24 protein-coding genes are annotated in these 21,402 nt (G+C 42.6%); all 24 read left to right on the top strand.

Annotation, left to right across the window (positions count from 1 at the left end; translation table 11 throughout):
• Window positions 1–44: 44 nt before the first annotated feature.
• On the top strand, window positions 45–1,337 hold the full coding sequence (purB, locus tag PW220_RS00290; RefSeq protein WP_248054881.1) for an adenylosuccinate lyase: 1,293 nt from the start codon (window positions 45–47) through the stop codon (window positions 1,335–1,337).
• Between the two features lie 277 nt (window positions 1,338–1,614).
• The gene (locus tag PW220_RS00295) at window positions 1,615–2,883 is read left to right on the top strand and encodes a MerR family transcriptional regulator (RefSeq protein ID WP_248054882.1); all 1,269 of its coding nucleotides are present in this window, start codon (window positions 1,615–1,617) and stop codon (window positions 2,881–2,883) included.
• 194 nt (window positions 2,884–3,077) lie between these two features.
• Window positions 3,078–4,076 (top strand): Holliday junction branch migration DNA helicase RuvB, encoded by a 999-nt coding sequence (gene ruvB / locus PW220_RS00300; protein ID WP_248054884.1) that lies wholly within the window; start codon window positions 3,078–3,080, stop codon window positions 4,074–4,076.
• A gap of 66 nt (window positions 4,077–4,142) precedes the next feature.
• Window positions 4,143–4,757 carry an HAD-IA family hydrolase gene (locus PW220_RS00305; RefSeq protein ID WP_248054885.1) on the top strand — a complete coding sequence of 205 codons (615 nt, stop codon included), beginning with the start codon at window positions 4,143–4,145 and terminating at the stop codon, window positions 4,755–4,757.
• A 101-nt stretch (window positions 4,758–4,858) separates the two neighbouring features.
• Window positions 4,859–5,773, top strand: a complete 915-nt coding sequence (locus PW220_RS00310) for a helix-turn-helix domain-containing protein (RefSeq protein WP_248054888.1) — start codon at window positions 4,859–4,861, stop codon at window positions 5,771–5,773.
• A gap of 193 nt (window positions 5,774–5,966) precedes the next feature.
• The gene (locus PW220_RS00315; protein WP_248054889.1) at window positions 5,967–7,202 is read left to right on the top strand and encodes a bifunctional folylpolyglutamate synthase/dihydrofolate synthase; all 1,236 of its coding nucleotides are present in this window, start codon (window positions 5,967–5,969) and stop codon (window positions 7,200–7,202) included.
• 189 nt (window positions 7,203–7,391) lie between these two features.
• Window positions 7,392–8,906, top strand: coding sequence for a quinol oxidase (locus PW220_RS00320; protein WP_248054892.1), 1,515 nt, complete (start codon window positions 7,392–7,394; stop codon window positions 8,904–8,906).
• Between the two features lie 107 nt (window positions 8,907–9,013).
• Window positions 9,014–10,951, top strand: a complete 1,938-nt coding sequence (mutL, locus tag PW220_RS00325; RefSeq protein ID WP_248054893.1) for a DNA mismatch repair endonuclease MutL — start codon at window positions 9,014–9,016, stop codon at window positions 10,949–10,951.
• Between the two features lie 73 nt (window positions 10,952–11,024).
• Complete coding sequence (locus PW220_RS00330) at window positions 11,025–11,390, top strand: helix-turn-helix domain-containing protein (protein ID WP_248054896.1); 366 nt, start codon at window positions 11,025–11,027, stop codon at window positions 11,388–11,390.
• Between the two features lie 14 nt (window positions 11,391–11,404).
• Window positions 11,405–12,052 (top strand): CPBP family intramembrane glutamic endopeptidase, encoded by a 648-nt coding sequence (locus tag PW220_RS00335; protein WP_248054898.1) that lies wholly within the window; start codon window positions 11,405–11,407, stop codon window positions 12,050–12,052.
• A 78-nt stretch (window positions 12,053–12,130) separates the two neighbouring features.
• Window positions 12,131–12,721: a Holliday junction branch migration protein RuvA gene (gene ruvA, locus PW220_RS00340; RefSeq protein ID WP_248054899.1), complete on the top strand. Its 591-nt coding sequence runs from the start codon at window positions 12,131–12,133 to the stop codon at window positions 12,719–12,721.
• Between the two features lie 8 nt (window positions 12,722–12,729).
• Window positions 12,730–13,371: a hypothetical protein gene (locus PW220_RS00345; protein ID WP_248054901.1), complete on the top strand. Its 642-nt coding sequence runs from the start codon at window positions 12,730–12,732 to the stop codon at window positions 13,369–13,371.
• A gap of 17 nt (window positions 13,372–13,388) precedes the next feature.
• Window positions 13,389–13,946: a DNA-3-methyladenine glycosylase I gene (locus PW220_RS00350; RefSeq protein WP_248054903.1), complete on the top strand. Its 558-nt coding sequence runs from the start codon at window positions 13,389–13,391 to the stop codon at window positions 13,944–13,946.
• Between the two features lie 69 nt (window positions 13,947–14,015).
• On the top strand, window positions 14,016–15,197 hold the full coding sequence (locus PW220_RS00355; RefSeq protein WP_248054905.1) for a competence/damage-inducible protein A: 1,182 nt from the start codon (window positions 14,016–14,018) through the stop codon (window positions 15,195–15,197).
• A gap of 51 nt (window positions 15,198–15,248) precedes the next feature.
• Window positions 15,249–16,400, top strand: coding sequence for a recombinase RecA (gene recA, locus PW220_RS00360; protein WP_248054908.1), 1,152 nt, complete (start codon window positions 15,249–15,251; stop codon window positions 16,398–16,400).
• Window positions 16,401–16,558: 158 nt separating this feature from the next.
• Window positions 16,559–16,957 (top strand): transcriptional regulator Spx, encoded by a 399-nt coding sequence (gene spx, locus PW220_RS00365; RefSeq protein WP_029177692.1) that lies wholly within the window; start codon window positions 16,559–16,561, stop codon window positions 16,955–16,957.
• A gap of 105 nt (window positions 16,958–17,062) precedes the next feature.
• Window positions 17,063–17,329 (top strand): IreB family regulatory phosphoprotein, encoded by a 267-nt coding sequence (locus PW220_RS00370; RefSeq protein ID WP_029177693.1) that lies wholly within the window; start codon window positions 17,063–17,065, stop codon window positions 17,327–17,329.
• Window positions 17,329–17,748, top strand: coding sequence for a Holliday junction resolvase RuvX (gene ruvX, locus PW220_RS00375; protein WP_248054910.1), 420 nt, complete (start codon window positions 17,329–17,331; stop codon window positions 17,746–17,748). The genes PW220_RS00370 and ruvX overlap by 1 nt, the downstream gene beginning before the upstream one ends.
• A gap of 11 nt (window positions 17,749–17,759) precedes the next feature.
• A complete protein-coding gene (locus PW220_RS00380) occupies window positions 17,760–18,077 on the top strand; it encodes a DUF1292 domain-containing protein (protein ID WP_004195480.1) in 318 nt (105 codons plus the stop codon).
• A 489-nt stretch (window positions 18,078–18,566) separates the two neighbouring features.
• Window positions 18,567–19,040, top strand: a complete 474-nt coding sequence (locus PW220_RS00385) for a sigma-70 RNA polymerase sigma factor region 4 domain-containing protein (RefSeq protein ID WP_238139119.1) — start codon at window positions 18,567–18,569, stop codon at window positions 19,038–19,040.
• A 265-nt stretch (window positions 19,041–19,305) separates the two neighbouring features.
• Window positions 19,306–19,614, top strand: coding sequence for a 30S ribosomal protein S10 (gene rpsJ / locus PW220_RS00390; protein WP_002939332.1), 309 nt, complete (start codon window positions 19,306–19,308; stop codon window positions 19,612–19,614).
• A gap of 211 nt (window positions 19,615–19,825) precedes the next feature.
• Window positions 19,826–20,452: a 50S ribosomal protein L3 gene (gene rplC / locus PW220_RS00395; RefSeq protein WP_011921686.1), complete on the top strand. Its 627-nt coding sequence runs from the start codon at window positions 19,826–19,828 to the stop codon at window positions 20,450–20,452.
• A gap of 24 nt (window positions 20,453–20,476) precedes the next feature.
• The gene (gene rplD, locus PW220_RS00400; protein WP_004195490.1) at window positions 20,477–21,100 is read left to right on the top strand and encodes a 50S ribosomal protein L4; all 624 of its coding nucleotides are present in this window, start codon (window positions 20,477–20,479) and stop codon (window positions 21,098–21,100) included.
• Complete coding sequence (locus tag PW220_RS00405; RefSeq protein ID WP_004195491.1) at window positions 21,100–21,399, top strand: 50S ribosomal protein L23; 300 nt, start codon at window positions 21,100–21,102, stop codon at window positions 21,397–21,399. Before rplD ends, PW220_RS00405 begins: the two co-directional genes overlap by 1 nt.
• Window positions 21,400–21,402: the final 3 nt, after the last annotated feature.

The following is a 21,402-nucleotide window of genomic DNA, read 5'->3' on the forward strand; positions in this document are numbered from 1 at the left end:
ATTTCAAAAATAAAAAATTATATTTATATGGAGTAGGAGTACATATGTTATCACGTTATTCCCGCCCTGAGATGGCGGCTATTTGGAGTGAAGAGAACAAGTACAAGGCTTGGTTGGAGGTGGAAATCCTCGCAGATGAGGCTTGGGCTGAGTTGGGTGAGATTCCCAAAGAAGATGTGGCCTTGATTCGTGAGAAGGCGACTTTTGACATCGACCGCATTTTAGAGATTGAAGAGGAAACCCGTCACGATGTGGTGGCTTTCACGCGTGCGGTTTCGGAAAGTCTTGGTGAGGAACGCAAGTGGGTTCACTATGGTTTGACTTCGACCGATGTGGTGGATACGGCTTACGGCTACCTCTACAAGCAGGCCAACGATATCATCCGTCGTGACCTTGAAAACTTCACCGATATCATCGCCGACAAGGCGCGTGAGCACAAATATACCATCATGATGGGTCGGACCCACGGTGTTCATGCGGAGCCAACGACCTTCGGTCTTAAATTGGCGACTTGGTATAGCGAAATGAAACGCAACATGGAGCGTTTTGATGTGGCAGCCAAGGGTGTTGAGGCTGGTAAAATTTCAGGTGCGGTTGGTAACTTTGCCAACATCCCTCCATTTGTGGAAGAGTATGTTTGTGGCAAATTGGGCATTCGTCCGCAGGAAATTTCGACCCAGGTCCTTCCTCGTGACCTCCACGCAGAATATTTCTCAGCCCTAGCCCTGATTGCAACGTCTATCGAGCGTATGGCGACAGAGATCCGTGGGCTACAAAAATCTGAACAACGCGAAGTCGAAGAGTATTTCGCCAAAGGCCAAAAAGGCAGCTCTGCTATGCCCCATAAACGCAACCCTATCGGCTCTGAAAACATGACCGGTCTGGCTCGTGTGGTGCGTGGTCACTTGGTGACGGCTTTTGAGAATGTGGCTCTCTGGCACGAACGCGATATTTCCCACTCGTCAGCAGAGCGGATTATCACGCCGGATACGACCATTCTCATCAACTATATGCTCAATCGTTTTGGCAATATTGTTAAGAATTTGACGGTCTTCCCTGAGAATATGAAACGCAATATGGAGTCGACTTTTGGCTTGATTTACAGTCAGCGTGTTATGCTCAAATTGATTGAAAAAGGTATGACCCGTGAGGAAGCCTATGATTTGGTGCAACCAAAAACTGCGCAGTCATGGGATAATCAAGTGGACTTCAAGCCCCTTCTCGAAGCAGATGAGCGCGTGACAGCTAAACTCAGCCAGGAAGAAATCGATGAACTCTTCAACCCAGACTACTATGCGAAGCGGGTTGATGACATTTTTGAACGACTTGGGTTATAAAAAAATCAAAATTCTTTGGATTTTCCAGAGAATTTTTTAGTTTTCCTTAAGTTTGACGAGTTATACTTTATCCAAGCTAGAAATAGCGGATTTCCTTTTCACCTAAAGGTGTCCCTAGCTCTAAGTCGCAAGCGACAAGAGCTAGGTATCATATAATCTCCAGAAAACAGTCAGCAAGAATTAGCTGACTGTTTTTGTATAAAAAATCAAAAAATCCTTGACTCATCCCTAGGGGAATAGTGTATGCTAGGACTATCAAAACAGATGGAGGTTGTTTATGCAGGTCAAAGATGTGGAGAAGTTGACAGGCTTGTCAACTAAGGCGATACGGCTGTATGAAGAAAAGGGCTTGATTGAAGTGGCGAGAAATCCGCTCAACGATTACCGTAATTATTCAGAGGAAAATGTACGTCAGCTTCGCTTGATTAAGTTGCTCCGCTATTTTGAGTTTTCCCTAGCAGAGATTACGGACCTCCTATCCTTGCCAGAGGAGGACTTGCAGTCAGCCTTGCGTGAGAAAAAGCGGGGAATCAACCAGCAAGCAGAAGAATTGAGAGACAAGGTTGATTTATTGGACCAGCTGGTCAGGGATTTGGGCAAGGAAGAGGATTGGTTGGAAGAAGCACAGGAATCCATTGCTTTTGTGGAAAGTGGTGAGTTCCAAGACTTCAAACAAGATTTAGAAGATGCCTTGTTGCCAAGTATTTGGATGACTCTCTTGCAGACCTTGTCGTTATCAGGTCCAATCCTCTGGCTGTTTATCCGAATCCAAGAGGGTCGTCAGGAAAATCTTTTCCTATTAGCAGTGGTGTCCCTATTGGCAACCGCTTGGATAACGCTTCTCTGGCGAGACTACCTCGTAACCTGGTGGAAACATCGGGACAAGGTCCGCCAGAAGAATCGCAGTCAGGCCTGGTGGATTCCGATTGGTCTCATCTCCCTCGTAGGTGGGATTGCCTACTTTGTCCTTGTCGGCTGGTTGACTGAAAGATTTTTCCTACCAAGCGATTGGCTCTTCTATGAGTATTCGACTGGTCTGGGCAAGATTGCTATATTGTTTATCATGGCTTTTCTTGCTTTTCTTTTGGGCAAACTGGCGAGGCTGGTGAAATTATCTTGGAAATATGGCTTGGGTCTGGCAGGTTCTTGTATCCTATTGACCGCTCTGCTCATTTCTACCACAACAGCCGTGACCAAAGACCAGATTATCGACATCAATCTGCTGGCTCCGTCCAAGGAATATCTTTACAGCGATGTCAAGTCTGTCTGGACAGGCTTTGGGACCAAGCTAGTGACAGTGAACAGGTCTGAAAGGCAAGGGGAATTCAGCTATCAAATTCAACTGGATGGAAAAAAGATTGTGTTTATGCAACCAGCTGTTAATCAGAACTTGGTACCTGACGATACCTATATTGAGTTGGAGGAGTTTGATCGGCAGTTGATGAATCTGAAAATTCCCAAAGAAAGTTCAACAGAAGGTAGTCAGTACAATGAGTTAGATTCGCACTATCTAAAACGATTTTTACGGATTATTGAAAAGAAATAAGCATAAATCCTGTTTTAGTTTCCCTTAAGTTTGACGAGTTATACTTTATCCAAGCTAGAAATAGCGGATTTCCTTTTCACCTAAAGGTGTCCCTAGCTCTAAGTCGCAAGCGACAAGAGCTAGGTATCATATAATCTCCTGGAAATACTGGACTCACTGAGTCTGGTATTTTCATTTTGTGCTATAATGGTTTCATGACTAGAATTTTAGATATGGAACAAATGCAGGATGAGGAGTACGTAGAACGTACCCTGCGTCCCCAGAAATTAAATGAATACATCGGTCAGGACAAGGTCAAGGACCAGCTCAAAATCTTTATCGAGGCAGCCAAGCTCCGTGATGAAGCCTTGGACCATACCCTTCTGTTTGGCCCTCCGGGTCTGGGGAAGACCACTATGGCCTTTGTCATCGCCAATGAACTGGGCGTTAATATCAAGCAGACCAGTGGTCCTGTTATTGAAAAAGCAGGTGACTTGGTGGCCCTTCTCAATGACTTGGAGCCTGGCGACGTCCTCTTTATTGATGAAATCCACCGTATGCCTATGGCGGTTGAGGAGATTCTCTATTCTGCAATGGAAGACTTCTACATCGACATCATGATTGGGTCTGGGGAGGCCAGTCGCTCTGTGCATTTGGAGTTACCACCTTTTACCCTGATTGGAGCGACCACTCGTGCGGGTATGTTGTCCAATCCTCTGCGGGCCCGTTTTGGTATCACCGGTCATATGGAGTATTATGAACTGGCTGATTTGACGGAGATTGTTGAGCGGACGGCGGATATCTTTGATATGGAGATTACCCATGAAGCCGCTATCGAGCTAGCTCGTCGTTCTCGTGGAACCCCACGTATCGCCAACCGTCTGCTCAAGCGGGTGCGGGATTTCGCACAGATTATGGGCGACGGGCTGATTGATGACACCATTACGGACAGGGCCTTGACTATGCTGGATGTGGACCGCGAGGGGCTGGACTACGTGGACCAGAAGATTCTCCGCACCATGATTGAGATGTACGGCGGCGGTCCTGTCGGCCTCAACACTCTGTCGGTCAATATTGCCGAGGAGCGTGAGACGGTGGAGGACATGTACGAACCTTACCTGATTCAGCAGGGCTTCCTCATGCGGACACGGACAGGGCGGGTTGCGACAGCTAAGGCCTACGAGCACTTGGGCTATCCCTATACGGAAAAATAATGGCAGAGCAGATGAGAAAGCTACGATTGCATTTCGAGTTTGGTCTAGACTACAAATGGAGATAAGATGAAACCGACATTTATTTGGGATTTGGATGGAACGCTCTTGGATTCTTATGAGGCGATATTGGCTGGAATTCAAGAAACCTATGAACAATACAAACTACCTTTTGACCGTGAGGAAGTCAAACAATTTATACTGCGCTATTCTGTTAAAGATTTATTGGTGCGTGATGCGGACAAGTACGGTCTAGATAGCGATGAACTTAATCGTGTGCGTGCGACTTCCTTGAAGGAGAAAAATACGCAGATTCCCTTGATGGCTGGTGCGCGTGAAATTCTGGACTGGACAGCAGAGAAAGGAATTCAAAATTTCGTTTATACACACAAGAGTGACAATGCTTTTCAGGTTTTGGAGGATCTGGGTATCCGCCACCATTTCACAGAAATCTTGACCAGCGATTCTGGTTTTGCCCGCAAACCAAGTCCAGAAGCTCTGCTATTTCTCATCGAAAAATACGGACTGGACAAAGAAAATACCTACTATATCGGGGATCGTATGCTCGATGTAGAAACGGCTGTCAACGCAGGGATACATAGTATCAACCTGCAAATTGATGGTTTGGATAAAAATTGGAAGATTGAACATTTGGTGGATATTAAGAAAAAGTTTGAAGTATAGATATAGTTTAAAACTATTGCAAGTCATGAAAATATTCAATTAGTCATCTATAGCTAATTTTGATACACTAGGGATGTGAAATAAAAATAGCGAGGTGAGTTATGAACGATAAAGGATTTGGGCAGCGCGTGCGTCAGTTGCGAGAAACTGCTAGTCTGACACGTGAACAGTTTTGCGATGACGAACTTGAGCTCTCCGTACGCCAATTAACCCGTATCGAAGCAGGCACTTCCAAGCCAACTTTGTCAAAGATTCAATATATTGCAAATCGCTTAGGTATGAGTCTTTATGAACTTATGCCTGACTATGTGAAACTCCCAAATAGGTATTTGAAGCTTAAGTTTGAAGTTCTTCGCACACCGACTTATGAAAATGAAGAATTGATGGATAAGCGCAATCAATTGATGGAAGAAATTTATGATAATTATTACGATGACTTGCCAGAGGAAGAACAAGTGGCTATTGATGCATTTCAGTCTTTTGTTGATATTTATGAAACAAAATCAGTTCATTTTGGCAAAGAGATCTTAGATGATTATTTTGAACAGGTTCATCGTAAGGATAAGTTCACAGTCAATGATTTATTGATTATTCGGTTGTACTTAGAACACTTGCAGGATGAGGATGTACACTCGCAAAGTTTTCAACACTTTTTAGATATTACCCGACATTTTCCAACACAGATGGAGGTTATCGATTCAAATGAACTTTTTATTTTGCGAGATGTAATGCTGGCCGCAATCGGGGTCCTTGGAAGCAAGCAGAGTTTTGACTACATTCCCCCTATTTTTGCTACTTTGGACCAGTTAATGGTTCAAACTCATGACTTTCAGAAGAAACCTATTTTGAATCTGCTAAAGTGGAAGTATGAGCTATATGTTAATGATGACAAACAAGCCGCTCAACAGTTGTATCAAGAAGCTGTTATGTTTGCGAAACTTATTGGGGATAATCATTTGGTGGCGAAGTTGGAGAAGGCTTGGGTAGAAGAATACAATGGAATAGCTAAAAAATAATGTGACATTTTTGTCCTGTTGAAATTATTCTCCTTTCTGTATTATAGATGTATAAAGTGAAAGGAGATTCTAAATTATGAATTTTATTAAGGTATTGACTATTTTTGGGGCAGACTGGGGCTGGTGGTGGAAAGGTTAATATTATTTTCAGTAAAAACCAACGTAATTGTTGGTTTTTTGTTATACTTAATGCATGAAAAATTTCCATAAACTGGAAACCTGGCTAAACTGTAAGCAGGGCCAAGAGTTTCGTTACAAACTAGAGAAAATAACCCACGCCCTTGATTTATTGGGCAAGCCACACCGAGAACTTTCACTCATTCATGTGGCTGGAACCAACGGTAAGGGGTCGACCATTGCTTTTTTGCGTCAGCTATTTCAGGCCCATGGCTTGCGTGTCGGTAGTTTTGTATCTCCCCACATGGTGAGTGTACACGACAGGATTTGTATTGACAGCCAACCCATTTCAGACCATGATTTTCAGCGCTATTTACAGAAAGTCTACGACTTGGAGCAGGAAGTTGCCGCACGCTATGAGCCTTTCCGCTATTTTGAGGTCATGGTACTCATTATGTTCCTCTATTTCAAGGACCAACAGCCTGATTTGGCGCTAGTAGAGGTAGGTATCGGCGGACTTTTGGATACGACCAATGTCGTGGCACCAGCCCTAAGCGTGATTACCTCTATCGGCATGGACCATCAGGATTTACTAGGCTCGACTTTAAGGGAAATAGCAGAGCAGAAAGCAGGGATTATCAAGCAAAACGTGCCTGTCGTCCTAGGACCGCTTTGTCCAGAAACCACAGTTATCTGTCGCCAAATTGCCCTTTACAATCAAGCCTCTGTCTACCAATTTGGTCAGGAATTCACCTATAAAGCAGGACAGTTCAGCAATGCGGACTTGGAACTGTCAGAATTGGTTCTAGGCTTGGCTGGTCAGCACCAAGAAGAAAATGCGGCCGTTGCCTTGCAAACTTTTTTGCTTTATATGGCAAGAATTCAACAAGCGATTTTTCCTCAGGTCATCAAAAATGCCCTTGCTCAAACCAGCTGGGCTGGTCGTTTGGAATTGGTCGTTCAAAAGCCAAAAATCTATTTGGACGGTGCTCATAATGTTCCTGCTATCGAACGCTTGATTGACTTTATTCAGGAGCAAGACGAACCTGTCACTATTCTCTTTTCTGCCCTTCGACGCAAGGATTTTCAAGAAATGCTTGGATTATTGGAAGAAAAGTTACCGCATACTCCCCTTGTATTAACCAGCTTTGCCTATGATGGTGCCTTGTCGGAGGAAAATCGTCAAGGTCGAGAATATGTTGAAAATTACCAGCAATTTATAGAAGACTGGCAGTCGGATGGCCAGGGGATGTTGATTATTACAGGTTCCCTTTACTTTATCTCAGAAGTACGTCAGATTTTTAAAAAATGAGTAGCATTTTCGAATAAATAGGTATGACACATGCAGAAAAAGTAGCATTTTTAAAAGAATTCCAAGAGAACAAACGCCATACCTTTCGACAATTAGAGCAATTTGCGAAAATTTCCAGAACTCCCGATAGGAAATGACATTGGGAGTGCTTTTTGATATAATAAAAAAAGTACATTCAAGGAGGAGAACATGACAGAATTAGATGCAGTTGCTCGTGAAGTATCTCATCAACCTCGGCGCCGTCGAAGAGCAAGGCGTTCACAGGGTTATCAGCTGAGTGAAGATTTTAAGGCCAGGATGCCCAAAACAAAGATTTGGCCGGCTCTCGTTTGGAGTTTAGTACTGAGCCTTGTGAGCGTAGCCAATCCTTTTCTAACCTTTTTAGCTACAAATGAGCAGACCCAGCATTTGTATGCCGGAATGGCTATGATGGCTGGTCAGAATCCCTACGGAGATTTCTTCGCAACAAACGGTGTTTTTTATTACTTACTAGCCTGGTTAGGTCATATTGATGGAGGATTTATTGTATTTGGTTTTCTCCAAATGATTGCGCTGTTTATCGCAGGAGTTTATTTCTATAAAATCATGGTCTATTTTAGTCAGTCGGAACGGTTGGCGACCAGTTCAAGTCATTGGTTTTATATTTTTATTGCTTCTTTAGGATTTGGTGGCTTATATGCAGAAATCTTTGCGCTTCCCTTTGTTTTGGCAGGTATTTGGTTCCTAGTCCGCTATTTTGCAAATGCTGTGGGCGATGAGGCCTTTATCCTGTATGGAATTGAGGCAGCCTTGGCCTTTCTGATTTATCCAAAGAGCCTCTTATTATGGTTGCTAGCTGGTTTCATATTGTTTGTTTTTAACACGCAACAACGGCAAATGGCTCGAGGGTTCTATCAATTATTGGCAAGTATATTTGGTCTTCTTTTGGTCTTGTATCTAGTTGGCTACTATGCCTTTGAAGCACAGATTCTAGGAACAGCTATCCAGCAGACTTTTCTTTACAATTTAGGCTTGGATTTCCAATATGCTGGTTTGTATGTGACACTGGCAGTTGTAGCTGGATTCTTATTGCTATCTGGTTTTTTCAAGGGATTTATCCAGACCGTATCTTCCTTCGGTCAAGGTCTGCATACTCATATCAAGGTTCTAATCCTGCTCGTTTTTATAGCTCAGCTGGTGTTTATTATTGGAACCCAAAATGGTCATTATAGCCAACTGCTTAGTCTATTGCCTTATGGTTTTGTACTGACTGTTCTTCATTTGGGAGCTGGCTCAGAAGTGGAGGAAAGAGGCTATCTCAGTCGTCACTTTTTCCTGCCTCTTGTCATGGCTTTTGGAATGGTCGCACAACCAGCCTATACTTATTTTGTAGAGGGGGATTTGGTCACGGATCGTGCAAGCATTGCTAGTTATGTTGGGCAAGAAACGACTAAGACGGATAAGATTTACGTTTGGGATAATAGCGCTAGTATCTATCTGGATAGCCAGCGTCTGTCATCCGCCACCATTATCTCAGCGGAGCCTTATCTGACTACGACTGGTAATCAAAATAGCTTGCTATATGACCTCAATAAAAATGAGGCAAGTCTGGTGATTGTTAATAAGAACATCCCACTCTTAGATGATGTAAAAGCAAATTTAGAGCTGCAGTATAAACCTGTCAAAACGACCGATTACTTTACTGTCTATCAAAAGAATGAATGATTGCCCAGGCAGTCATTTTTTCATGGACTTAGAAACGAAGGGATGTGTGGTATAATGGAGGAATAAGTAAACGGGAAAAGAATGTCTAAAGGAATGTAGGGAATATCATGTCACAAATTATCGAATTACCAGAAATTTTAGCCAACCAGATTGCAGCAGGTGAGGTGATTGAGCGACCTGCCAGTGTGGTTAAGGAGTTGGTGGAGAACTCGATTGATGCGGGGGCCAGCCAGATAGAAATTCGTATCGAGGAAGCTGGCCTAAAATCCATTCAAATTACAGATAACGGCGAAGGTATTGCCCCTGACCAAGTAGCCTTGGCTTTGCGTCGTCATGCCACCAGTAAGATCAAAAATCAGGCGGACCTGTTCCGCATTCGGACCTTGGGTTTCCGTGGTGAAGCCCTGCCCTCCATCGCCTCTGTCAGTCAAATGGTGATTGAAACGGCTACAGCCAACCATGCCCACGGCTTGCGTCTGGTTTCTAAGGGTGGAGTGATTGAGTCAGAGGAGCCAATCAGTCGCCCAGTCGGCACCCAGATAACCGTTTCGGATTTGTTTTACAATACCCCTGCCCGTCTTAAGTATGTTCGCAGTCAGCAGGCTGAACTATCGCATATTGCTGACATCATCAACAGGCTGAGCCTGGCCCATCCTGAAATCGCCTTTACCCTGGTCAATGAAGGGCGGGAATTGATGCGGACAGCAGGAACGGGCAAGCTCCGTCAAGCCATTTCGGGTATTTACGGCATTGCTTCTGCTAAAAAAATGGTCGAGATTGAGGCTGAGGACTTGGATTTTCAGGTTTCTGGCTATGTTTCCCTGCCAGAATTGACCCGTGCCAATCGCAACTACATTTCCATTTTCATCAATGGTCGCTACATCAAGAATTTCTTGCTCAACCGTGCCATTTTGGAAGGTTACGGTAGTAAGCTCATGGTGGGGCGTTTTCCATTGGCGGTGATTTCTATCGAGATTGATCCCTATCTTGCTGATGTCAATGTTCACCCGACCAAGCAAGAAGTCCGCATTTCCAAGGAAAAGGAACTGATGAGCCTGATCCGTGAAGCTATTATCAAGGCCCTCAAGGAGCAGGATTTAATTCCTGACGCCCTTGAAAATCTGGCCCAGTCTAGTACGCGTACCAAGGTCAAAGCAGAGCAGGTCACCTTGCCACTCAAGGAAAGCAAGCTCTACTATGATACTGTCAAACAAGATTTCTTCCTCAAGCCAGAAGTGGTGTCCGAAGACATCAAGCCTTTGGAGGAAGACAAGAACCTGATAGAGATGACAAGTCAAGTTGACAAGTCTGTCACTATCAAATTTGCCCAACGGCAGACAGAAATTACTGATGACCTTGACCACCCAAATCTAACTAGTAAGGAACTTGCTAAGGTGGCAGATAAGCTAGACCAGGAAGAAACCTCCACCTTCCCAGAATTGGAATATTTTGGTCAAATGCATGGCACCTATCTCTTTGCACAAGGAAAAACAGGACTGTATATCATCGACCAACATGCTGCACAGGAGCGGGTCAAATACGAATACTACCGTGAGAAAATTGGTCAGGTAGATAACTCTGCCCAGCAGTTGCTGGTGCCTTATATTTTTGAATTCCCTCAAAATGATGCCCTCAATCTTGCGTATAAAATGGATGCCCTCTGTCAAGTTGGTGTCAACTTAGAAGAGTATGGTGTCAACCAATTCATCTTACGTGAGCACCCTATCTGGATGAAGGAAGAGGAGATTGAGGCTGGTATTTACGAGATGTGCGATATGTTACTTCTAACAGACCAGGTGTCCATCAAGCAGTATCGGGCAGAGTTGGCTATTATGATGTCCTGCAAGCGTTCGATTAAGGCCAATCATGCCTTAGATGATTACTCGGCGCGTGATTTGTTGCGACAATTATCCCATTGTCAAAATCCTTATAACTGCCCGCACGGCCGACCAGTCTTGGTGCATTTTAGCAAATCGGATATGGAAAAAATGTTCAGACGCATTCAGGAAAATCACACGAGTTTACGTGAGTTGGGGAAGTATTAAGGATTTTAACACCCCTGTAAAAGCATTTGGACTAGCTATTTTTACCGCCAGATTGTAAAGTAAAGGAGGAAACATGACTCATCTTGGACAGCTTATTCACATGGAGCGAACAAAACGACAGGAATCGCAAGAAACCTTGGCAAAAGCAATCGGAGTGTCACGGCAAACAGTCTTAAACTGGGAAAAAGGTCGCACTTTACCTGATAGTGCCAGTCTAGTCAGCATTGCCCAACGTTATCACCTCTCTTTTGACCAGCTGATTGGCTTACAAGTCAAGGCTAAGAAAAGGCGGGTCTGGATAAATTACCTGATTCTCCTAATCCTATTCGGTCTAGGTATCTTTGTCGGTGGTAATGCCACTCTCTTCCTTCCTTTCCTCATCGTTTTTCTCCTCATCGGTTTCCTTATCCAAGAATTCATGTTGACCAAATCTTTATAAAGTGAGGTCATCGTATGGTCCGAAAGGATAGACTATTTATTGCATTTATTGTTCTTGGTGTGCTTAATTTGCTACTCAAGCTTCACCGTTATTTAGAGTTGCCCCCAACCTATAGTCTTTATTACCAGCTTGCTAGTTTTGTCTTGCTATTTGCACTTGGCGTATACCACTATAGAAAGCTCCTTTGGACTGATTTTGGAAAAATGTGGAGCTGGAAACTGCTTTACCAATTCCCTTTGTTTTATCTTACAGACTTTTTGGTCATGTATGGAGGAAGTTTTCTCCAATATTTGCTAATGAAATCATTCCATATCTCAGAAGGTATAAACAATGTCACAGCAGTTAATAAGATAAGCCAAATCGTCCCACTTCCAATCTTTTTGCTGATAGTGGGAATCATCGGTCCAATTGTTGAAGAACTTTTTTATCGGAAATGTTTACAGGATAGTCTGAAAAATGTTTTAAATCCATGGTTTGCTATTGTCTTGCAAGGTCTCATTTTTGGCTTAGGGCATGCTAAATCTCTGGATAGTTCAGAAATTATCAACACGATTCCCCAGATTTGTTCGGGTATTTACTTGGGTTATCTCTATCACAGAACAGGCAATCTTTGTTATCCGATGCTCGTTCATTGTGTAGGCAACCTATCCGTCGGATATTGAAACCTAGCTTCGCTATCAATAGCGAGGCTTTTTATGGTACAATGGAAAGACATAAATTATCATCGATAAAGGAAGTATATGTACGACTATATCAAAGGAATGTTAACAAAAATCACTGCAAAGTATATTGTAGTAGAAACGCATGGGGTAGGTTACCTCTTGCAGGTGGCTAACCCATATGCTTACTCTGGACAGGTCCAGCAAGAAGTAACGGTCTATACCCATCAAGTTATTCGTGAAGATGCTCACTTGCTATACGGTTTTAAGACAGAAGCTGAGAAGTCTGTTTTCCTCAGTCTGATTTCTGTTTCAGGAATTGGTCCGACAACGGCTCTAGCCATTATTGCTGTTGATGACAATGACGGTCTGGTACGCGCTATTGAGCAGAAAAATATTACTTATCTGACCAAGTTTCCAAAGATTGGCAAGAAAACAGCGCAACAGATGATTTTGGACCTGGAAGGCAAGTTTGTCATGAGTGAGGAGGCAGGACCTGTCCAACAAGAAGTACCTACTAGTGAAAATGTTGCACTTGATGAAGCCATGGAAGCTATGGAAGCACTCGGTTACCGACCAGCCGAACTCAAGAAAATCAAGAAATTCTTTGACGGCACGACCGATACCGCTGAGAACTATATCAAATCAGCCCTTAAAATGCTGATGAAGTGAGGATAGTGATGAGTTTAAATTTGATACATGCTGGGACTAGCCATAGACCAAATTATCCTTTGTCAGGGAAAGAATTTTCTATTGATTATCACTATATGCCTCATGAAGAGGTTGTCATCATAGGACGCATAGACCCCAATTACCACTTTTTTGAAGCTCGAGCATCTTTGAAAGACACGGAAAAAATATCGACCATCTATAAGGCCTTGATGGCGGATCAACAGGACTATGTTCGCCTTGGGACACTCCATCATCTCGGCGATACCTATTCTGGTCGTCTAACTGCTTCTCTAATACCGAATTATGTCGGTTATTGGGATACATACACGGGTCGGCAAATTAAGCAGAAAGATGAACATTCTGGCGGACATTTTGCTTATTTTTTACAAAGACACTATCGTGAACAAGTGAGAAAGGCGGAGCTACGCGATAGGAGTGGTTCTTATGTATCAATCCTGGAAAATTATCAAGCCTATCTAAAAACAGTTGATTATATGGCTTATGAGGGTAAGGTAGAACCTCTGAGGCAGATATTGGAGCAAGAGGCTTATGTGCTTCTGTCTCAAAATGAAGAGCTCGTTCAAGCTTATAAAGCTTGTCTAGATTTGATAGGATCGCTCTATAATGCTTATCAGACTGCCATTCGTTAATGCTAGAAAGGAAAAATATGAACCGTTGTTCTTGGGTCAATCTCAACAATCCCCTCTATATAGCCTATCACGATCAAGAATGGGGGCGCCCTTTGCATGAGGAGCGGGCTCTCTTTGAATTGCTCTGTTTGGAGACCTATCAAGCAGGTCTGTCTTGGGAAATTGTGCTCAACAAGCGACAGGCTTTCAAGGCTGTCTTTCATGATTATGACTATCATGCGGTTGCTAGCATGACTGACCAGCAGCTGGATGCCCTGCTCGACAATCCAGCTATTATTCGGCACAAAGCTAAGCTCTACGCGACCCGTGCCAATGCCCAAGCCTTTCTCAAGTTACAGGAAGAATGCGGCAGTTTTGACCATTATATCTGGTCTTGGCTAGCAGGTCGCCCACAGGTCAATTCGGTTGGTGACTACCGTCAAGTTCCTGCTAAAACCTCCCTTTCCGAGGCTATTTCCAAGGACTTGAAAAAACGAGGTTTTAAATTTGTCGGTCCTGTCTGTGTCTATTCTTTCCTACAAGCAGCCGGGCTCATTAACGACCATGAAAATACGTGTGACTGGAAAAATATCTAAAACCACCACCCAATTACGAACTAATAGATAGGCAGGTAACTGCATGCTATCAAAAGTAGAAGGAGGATTATGAAAGCAGAACTCATCGCCGTAGGCACTGAAATTTTGACCGGTCAGATTGTCAATACCAACGCGCAATTTCTATCTGAAAAATGTGCTGAATTGGGTATTGACGTCTATTTTCATACAGCAGTAGGCGATAATGAAAAGCGTCTTTTGTCTGTACTGGAGGTAGCCAGCAAGCGTAGTGAGCTAGTTATTCTCTGTGGAGGACTGGGGCCAACAGAAGATGACTTGACTAAGCAGACCTTGGCAGCCTTCTTAGGTAGAAAATTGGTCTTTGATGAAAAAGCCATGGCAAAATTAGACCGCTTCTTTGCCAGCCGACCAGGTCGTGTCCGCACGCCCAACAATGAGCGCCAAGCACAAATCGTTGAGGGAAGTCAGGCTTTGCAAAATCCAGCTGGTTTGGCAGTAGGAGGCTTGATCGAGCAAGCTGGAGTGACCTATGTTGTCTTACCTGGTCCTCCAAGTGAACTTAGAGCCATGTTTACAGAAAGTTTACAACCTTTGCTTAACCAGTCAAGTCAGCAACTCTATTCTCGTGTTCTACGCTTTTTTGGTATTGGCGAAAGTCAGTTGGTGACGATTTTAGCTGATTTGATTGACAAACAAACTGACCCAACTCTTGCCCCCTATGCCAAGGTTGGTGAAGTGACCTTGCGCTTGTCCACCAAGGCAAACAGTCAAGAAGAAGCCGATTTCCGTCTGAAACAGTTGGAAGAAGACATCTTACAACGTGATAAACTGAGAGAATATTTCTATGCTTACGGTGAGGAAAATAGTCTAGTACAGACAGTAGCAGAGCGATTGGTGGAAAAGAATAAAAGCATAGCCATCGTCGAACAGGGAACAGGCGGACTTTTACAGTCAGAAGTCAGTTTGGCTTTGACTGGGCAACCTTATTTTAGCGGTGGTCAAGTCATCGGTCAGTTAGGTACAGAATCGGGTAGGTGCTCAGAAGAAGCTGATGGCATTCGTGAGGAGCTACAGGCTGATTTGGGACTGGCTGTGTCGGTACTTATCAAGTCTGAGTCGACAGAGGATAACGTTCTTGCAAAGGTATATATAGCCTTGGCTAGCACCTCTGGCATTTCCCAAAAAGAGGTTGACTTGGGTGGCTACTCCTGGCAACACATCCGCCAATTAGCTTGCTTGCAAGCCTTAGATTTTGTACGAAACACTTTGTGAAAGAAAAGAATTTTGCTATAATAGTTTGATTAAGAAAAGAGGAGAACAGCATTGGCTAAAAAACCTGCTAAAAAATTAGAAGAAATTACAAAGAAATTTGGAGATGAGCGTAAAAAGGCGCTCGACGATGCCCTTAAAGCTATTGAAAAAGATTTTGGTAAGGGTGCGGTGATGCGCTTGGGAGAGCGTGCTGAACAGAAAGTTCAGGTTATGAGCTCAGGTAGTCTGTCTATCGATATCGCCTTAGGTGCAGGCGGCTATCCTAAAGGGCGTATTGTGGAAATTTATGGTCCTGAAAGTTCAGGTAAGACAACCGTTGCTTTGCACGCAGTGGCTCAAGCTCAGAAAGATGGCGGTATTGCTGCCTTTATCGATGCGGAACACGCCTTGGATCCAGCTTATGCGGCGGCACTGGGTGTTAATATTGATGAGTTGCTCCTGTCACAGCCGGACTCAGGGGAACAAGGTCTTGAAATTGCTGGTAAGTTGATTGACTCAGGTGCGGTTGACTTGGTTGTTGTGGACTCTGTTGCAGCTCTTGTACCTCGTGCAGAAATCGACGGAGATATCGGCGATAGCCACGTTGGTTTGCAGGCTCGCATGATGAGTCAGGCCATGCGCAAACTCGGTGCATCCATCAACAAAACCAAGACAGTAGCCATTTTCATTAACCAATTGCGTGAAAAAGTAGGGGTTATGTTTGGTAACCCTGAAACAACGCCTGGTGGACGTGCGCTCAAATTCTATGCTTCTGTTCGTATGGATGTCCGTGGAAATACGCAAATCAAGGGTACTGGTGACCAAAAAGATCAAAACGTTGGTAAGGAAACCAAGGTGAAAATCGTGAAGAACAAGGTGGCTCCACCATTTAAAGAAGCTGTTGTTGAAATCATGTACGGTGAAGGAATTTCTCGTACAGGTGAATTGATTGAGATTGGAACCAATCTTGGTTTTATCAAAAAAGCTGGTGCATGGTATTCATATAATGGCGAAAAAATCGGACAAGGATCTGAGAATGCTAAGAAGTATCTTGTTGAACATCCAGAAGTCTTTGACGAAATTGACCGCAAAATCCGTATTCACTACGGCTTGATTGAAGGTGAGGAAGCACCAGAAGTCGTTACAGAAGAGGCTCCTGTTGCAATCGAAGAGGTTCAAGATGTTATTTTGGACTTGGATGGCGGTATTGAATTAGAAGAATAAAAGCGAAAAAGTTTGGGTTATCCAGACTTTTTTCTGATTAAAAAACGAATATTCGCCCCAAAATTTAAAGTTTTTTAAAAATAGGTCTACAGACGGATGGAATTTGTGGTATAATAGTCTATAATGTGCTTACTAAGATGTAGCAAAGGAGTGACTACATGATTAAAATTTATACAGTATCTAGTTGTACTTCTTGTAAGAAAGCAAAGAACTGGTTGAATGCCCATCAATTGTCCTATAACGAACATAACCTAGCTAAAGAGGCAATCACCAAGGAAGAAATTTTAAATATCTTGACCAAGACGGAAAACGGCATTGCAAGTATTGTATCGTCAAAAAATCGCTATGCTAAGAGTTTGGATTTTGATATCGAAGATTTGAGTGTCAATGAAGTGATTGACTTGATTACTTCTAATCCACGTATTTTGAAAAGTCCAATTCTGATTGATGAGAAGCGATTGCAGGTTGGATATAAAGAAGATGACATTCGCGCCTTCTTACCACGAGCGGTTCGCAATGTAGAGAACGCTCAAGCTCGTATGCGAGCAGCCTTATAAGAGTGAGGAAGAACTCTGTTTCAGGGTTCTTTTTACACTTTCTTTGTGCTTGCTCTGGAAATATGATATAATGAAAATGAATAAAAATTGAAAGAAGGTGTAAGTATGGGATTCACAGAAGAAACAGTTCGCTTTCGTCTGGATGACACAGATAAGCAAGAAATTAGTCAAACCTTGACCAGTGTTTATCGTTCATTGGAGGAAAAAGGCTATAATCCAATCAACCAAATCATTGGCTATGTATTAAGTGGGGACCCTGCTTATATTCCTCGCTACAATGATGCCCGCAATCAAATTCGTAAACATGAACGCGATGAAATCATCGAAGAATTGGTGCGCTACTACCTGAAAGGAAATGGGATTGACCTCTAATGAGAATAATGGGATTAGATGTCGGTTCAAAGACTGTTGGCGTAGCCATTTCAGACCCTTTAGGTTTCACAGCTCAAGGCTTGGAAATTATTCCGATTGACGAAGAAAAGGGTGAATTTGGTTTTCAACGTTTAACTGAGTTGGTTGAACAATATAAGGTTGATAAGTTTGTTGTAGGCCTACCTAAGAACATGAATAATACTAGCGGACCTCGTGTCGAAGCGAGTCAAGCCTATGGAAATTTATTGCTTGAACAATACAAACTTCCAGTTGATTATCAGGATGAACGTTTAACAACTGTTGCAGCAGAGCGCATGCTAATTGAGCAAGCGGATATCAGCCGAGGAAAACGCAAGAAAGTTATCGATAAATTAGCAGCTCAGCTGATTTTACAAAATTATTTAGATAGAACATTTTAAAGGAGATACGAATGGCACATCATCATGACCATGAACACGACCACAATCACGACGAACGTGAATTGATTACTTTGGTAGACGACCAAGGAAACGAAACACTTTTTGAAATTTTATTGACAATTGACGGTCAAGAAGAATTCGGTAAAAACTACGTCCTCTTAATCCCTGCAAGCGCAGAAGAAGATGAGAACGGAGAAGTTGAAATTCAAGCCTACTCATACATTGAAAATGAGAACGGCACAGAAGGCGACCTCCAACCAATCCCAGAAGACGCAACAGCAGAATGGGATATGATTGAAGAAGTCTTCAACAGCTTTATGGAGGAATAAAAAGGTCCGGGTGGACCTTTTTATCATGAGTTTGAAAATAAAAGAGCGAATTAAGGTCCAGTGGACCTTTTTATCTTTTGCTTGAAAACAGGAGGGCAAAACTAGGTCCAGTGGACCTTTTTATCTTTTGCTTGAAAACAGGAGAGCAAAACTAGGTCCGGGGGACCTTTTTATCTTTTGCTTGAAAACAGGAGAGCAAAACTAGGTCCGGGTGGACCTTTTTATCATGAGTTTGAAAACCAAAGAACGAATTAAGGTCTGGTGAATATTTTGATCTGCTCTCCGTCGTTAGAATGATATTTCTAACGATTTTTTCTTATGGAAGCTCATAAAAATAACACTAAAATCAAAGAAGAATTGGATTTAATAATGGCCAACTTACAATAAAATACAATTGATAAATCATATTTACTAAGTTAGTAGACAAAAATGTCCTGTAGAAAGTTAGCTCTTTTCGATAAACTTAAACCATCAAACAAAGGAGATAGGATGATGGAATTTGAAAAGATGTATGATAGCGTAAAAGGAATTGTTAACAAAGCTCGTAAAGAGTTTTATATCAAACTGTGGGACAGAGATGACTGGGAGCAGGAAGGCATGATAACCTTGTTTGAATTATTGGAGGATCAACCATGGTTGATTGGGGAAAGAGCCCAGTTGTATTGTTATTTCAAGGTTAAATTCAGAAATCGGATTAAGGACTATGTTCGCAGACAGGAAAGTAAAAAGCGCAAGTTTGACCGAATGCCTCATGAAGACATACATGAACTATCACAAGTAATACAATCGCCAGGTTTAGTCAATGACGAGCTATTGTTGTTGAGAGGTGCCTTGAGAGATTATCGGAAAAATTTGTCCATGGACCAATTGGAAAATTATGAAAAACTAATTAGTGGTCAGAGTTTCAATGGTCGTAAGAATATGCTTAGAGATTTACAAGAACATTTAAAGGACTTTCGATGATTGTTTTCTACTAATGCTATAAGAATAATGGCGATAAAATATACGAACCGCCTCCCAAAACAGAAGTTTTGGGATTTTTAAATTTTTAAGTAAAAACTCTTGCAATGCACAATATAATTTGATAGAATGTTCTAGTGCCGTAAAAATTACGGCTGTAGCTTTGATGCAAGAGGTTGCGACACGCTCGGTTGCATTGCCACGCAACACGTGTTGGTTTTCTTGTGGAGCTAGCCTATTATCTTAAATAGACGAAAAGGAGAAAAAGATGGCAAACAAAAAAATCCGCATCCGCTTGAAAGCGTACGAACACCGTACACTTGATACAGCAGCTGCAAAAATCGTTGAAACTGCAACTCGTACAGGTGCTCAAGTAGCAGGTCCAGTTCCGCTTCCAACTGAACGTAGCCTCTACACAATCATCCGTGCGACTCACAAGTACAAAGATTCTCGTGAGCAGTTCGAAATGCGTACACACAAACGTTTGATCGACATCATCAACCCAACTCAAAAAACAGTTGATGCTTTGATGAAATTGGATCTTCCAAGTGGTGTAAACGTAGAAATCAAATTGTAATCAAGTAACAAGGTAGGCTAAAAGCAAGTGTTCATAATTGAACACGGGCTAAACTCCGTGTGAAAAAGATAAACTTTCCTAGAAACAGAAGTTTCTTCGTCAAGTTTCCTATTTTCACTTTGAGTTTGACGCCCTTTGTATCTTGGTTTGAGCATGAAAAACGCTCGTTAAAAACTTTTTAATACAAAATAAGAAAAGGAATATTTTTCTCATGACAAAAGGAATCTTAGGGAAAAAAGTGGGAATGACTCAAATCTTCACTGAATCTGGTGAATTTATCCCTGTTACTGTCATCGAAGCAACTCCAAACGTTGTTCTTCAAGTGAAAACAGTTGAAACTGATGGTTATGCAGCAGTTCAAGTTGGTTTTGATGACAAACGCGAAGTATTGAGCAACAAACCTGCCAAAGGCCATGTAGCTAAAGCTAACACAGCTCCTAAGCGCTTCATTCGTGAATTCAAAAACATTGAAGGCTTGGAAGTTGGACAAGAAATTACAGTTGAAACTTTCGCAGCTGGTGATGTTGTTGATGTAACTGGTACATCTAAAGGTAAAGGTTTCCAAGGTGTTATCAAACGCCATGGTCAATCACGTGGTCCTATGGCTCACGGTTCTCGTTACCACCGTCGTCCAGGTTCTATGGGTCCTGTTGCACCTAACCGTGTATTCAAAGGTAAAAACCTTGCAGGTCGCATGGGCGGCAACCGTGTAACAATTCAAAACCTTGAAGTTGTACAAGTTGTTCCAGAAAAGAACGTTATCCTTATCAAAGGTAACGTACCAGGTGCTAAGAAATCTCTTATCACTATCAAGTCAGCAGTTAAAGCTGGTAAATAATAAGGAAAGGGGAAATCAGTCGAAATGGCAAACGTAACATTATTTGACCAAACTGGTAAACAAGCTGGTGAAGTAGTTCTTAACGATGCGATTTTTGGTATCGAGCCAAACCAAGCAGTTGTATTTGATGTGATCATCAGCCAACGTGCTAGCCTTCGTCAAGGTACTCACGCAGTTAAAAACCGTTCAGCAGTCTCAGGTGGCGGACGCAAACCATGGCGTCAAAAAGGAACTGGACGTGCTCGTCAAGGTTCTATCCGTTCACCACAATGGCGTGGCGGTGGCGTCGTCTTCGGACCAACTCCACGTTCATACGCGTACAAACTTCCACAAAAAGTTCGTCGCTTGGCACTTAAATCTGTTTACTCAGAAAAAGTTGCTGAAAACAAATTTGTAGCTGTTAACTCACTTGAATTCACAGCTCCAAAAACTGCTGAATTTGCAAAAGTACTTGCAGCATTGAGCATTGATTCTAAAGTCCTTGTTATTCTTGAAGAAGGCAACGAATTCGCAGCTCTTTCTGCTCGTAACATCCCAGGAGTTAAAGTTGCAACTGCAACAACTGCAAGCGTACTTGACATCGCAAATGCAGACAAACTTCTTGTAACTCAAGCAGCTATCTCTAAAATTGAGGAGGTTCTTGCATAATGAATTTGTATGATGTTATCAAAAAACCTGTCATCACAGAAAGCTCAATGGGCCAACTCGAAGCAGGCAAGTATGTATTTGAAGTTGACACTCGTGCACACAAACTCTTGATCAAGCAAGCTGTTGAAGCTGCATTCGAGGGTGTTAAAGTTGCAAATGTTAACACAATCAACGTGAAACCTAAAACAAAACGAGTAGGTCGTTATGTAGGTCGCACAAACAAAGTGAAAAAAGCAATCATCACATTGGCTGCTGATTCAAAAGCGATCGAATTGTTCGCTACAGCTGACGCTGAATAATCA

It is taken from the genome of Streptococcus sp. 29892, from assembly GCF_032594935.1.
GTDB classification, from domain to species: domain Bacteria; phylum Bacillota; class Bacilli; order Lactobacillales; family Streptococcaceae; genus Streptococcus; species Streptococcus hyiners.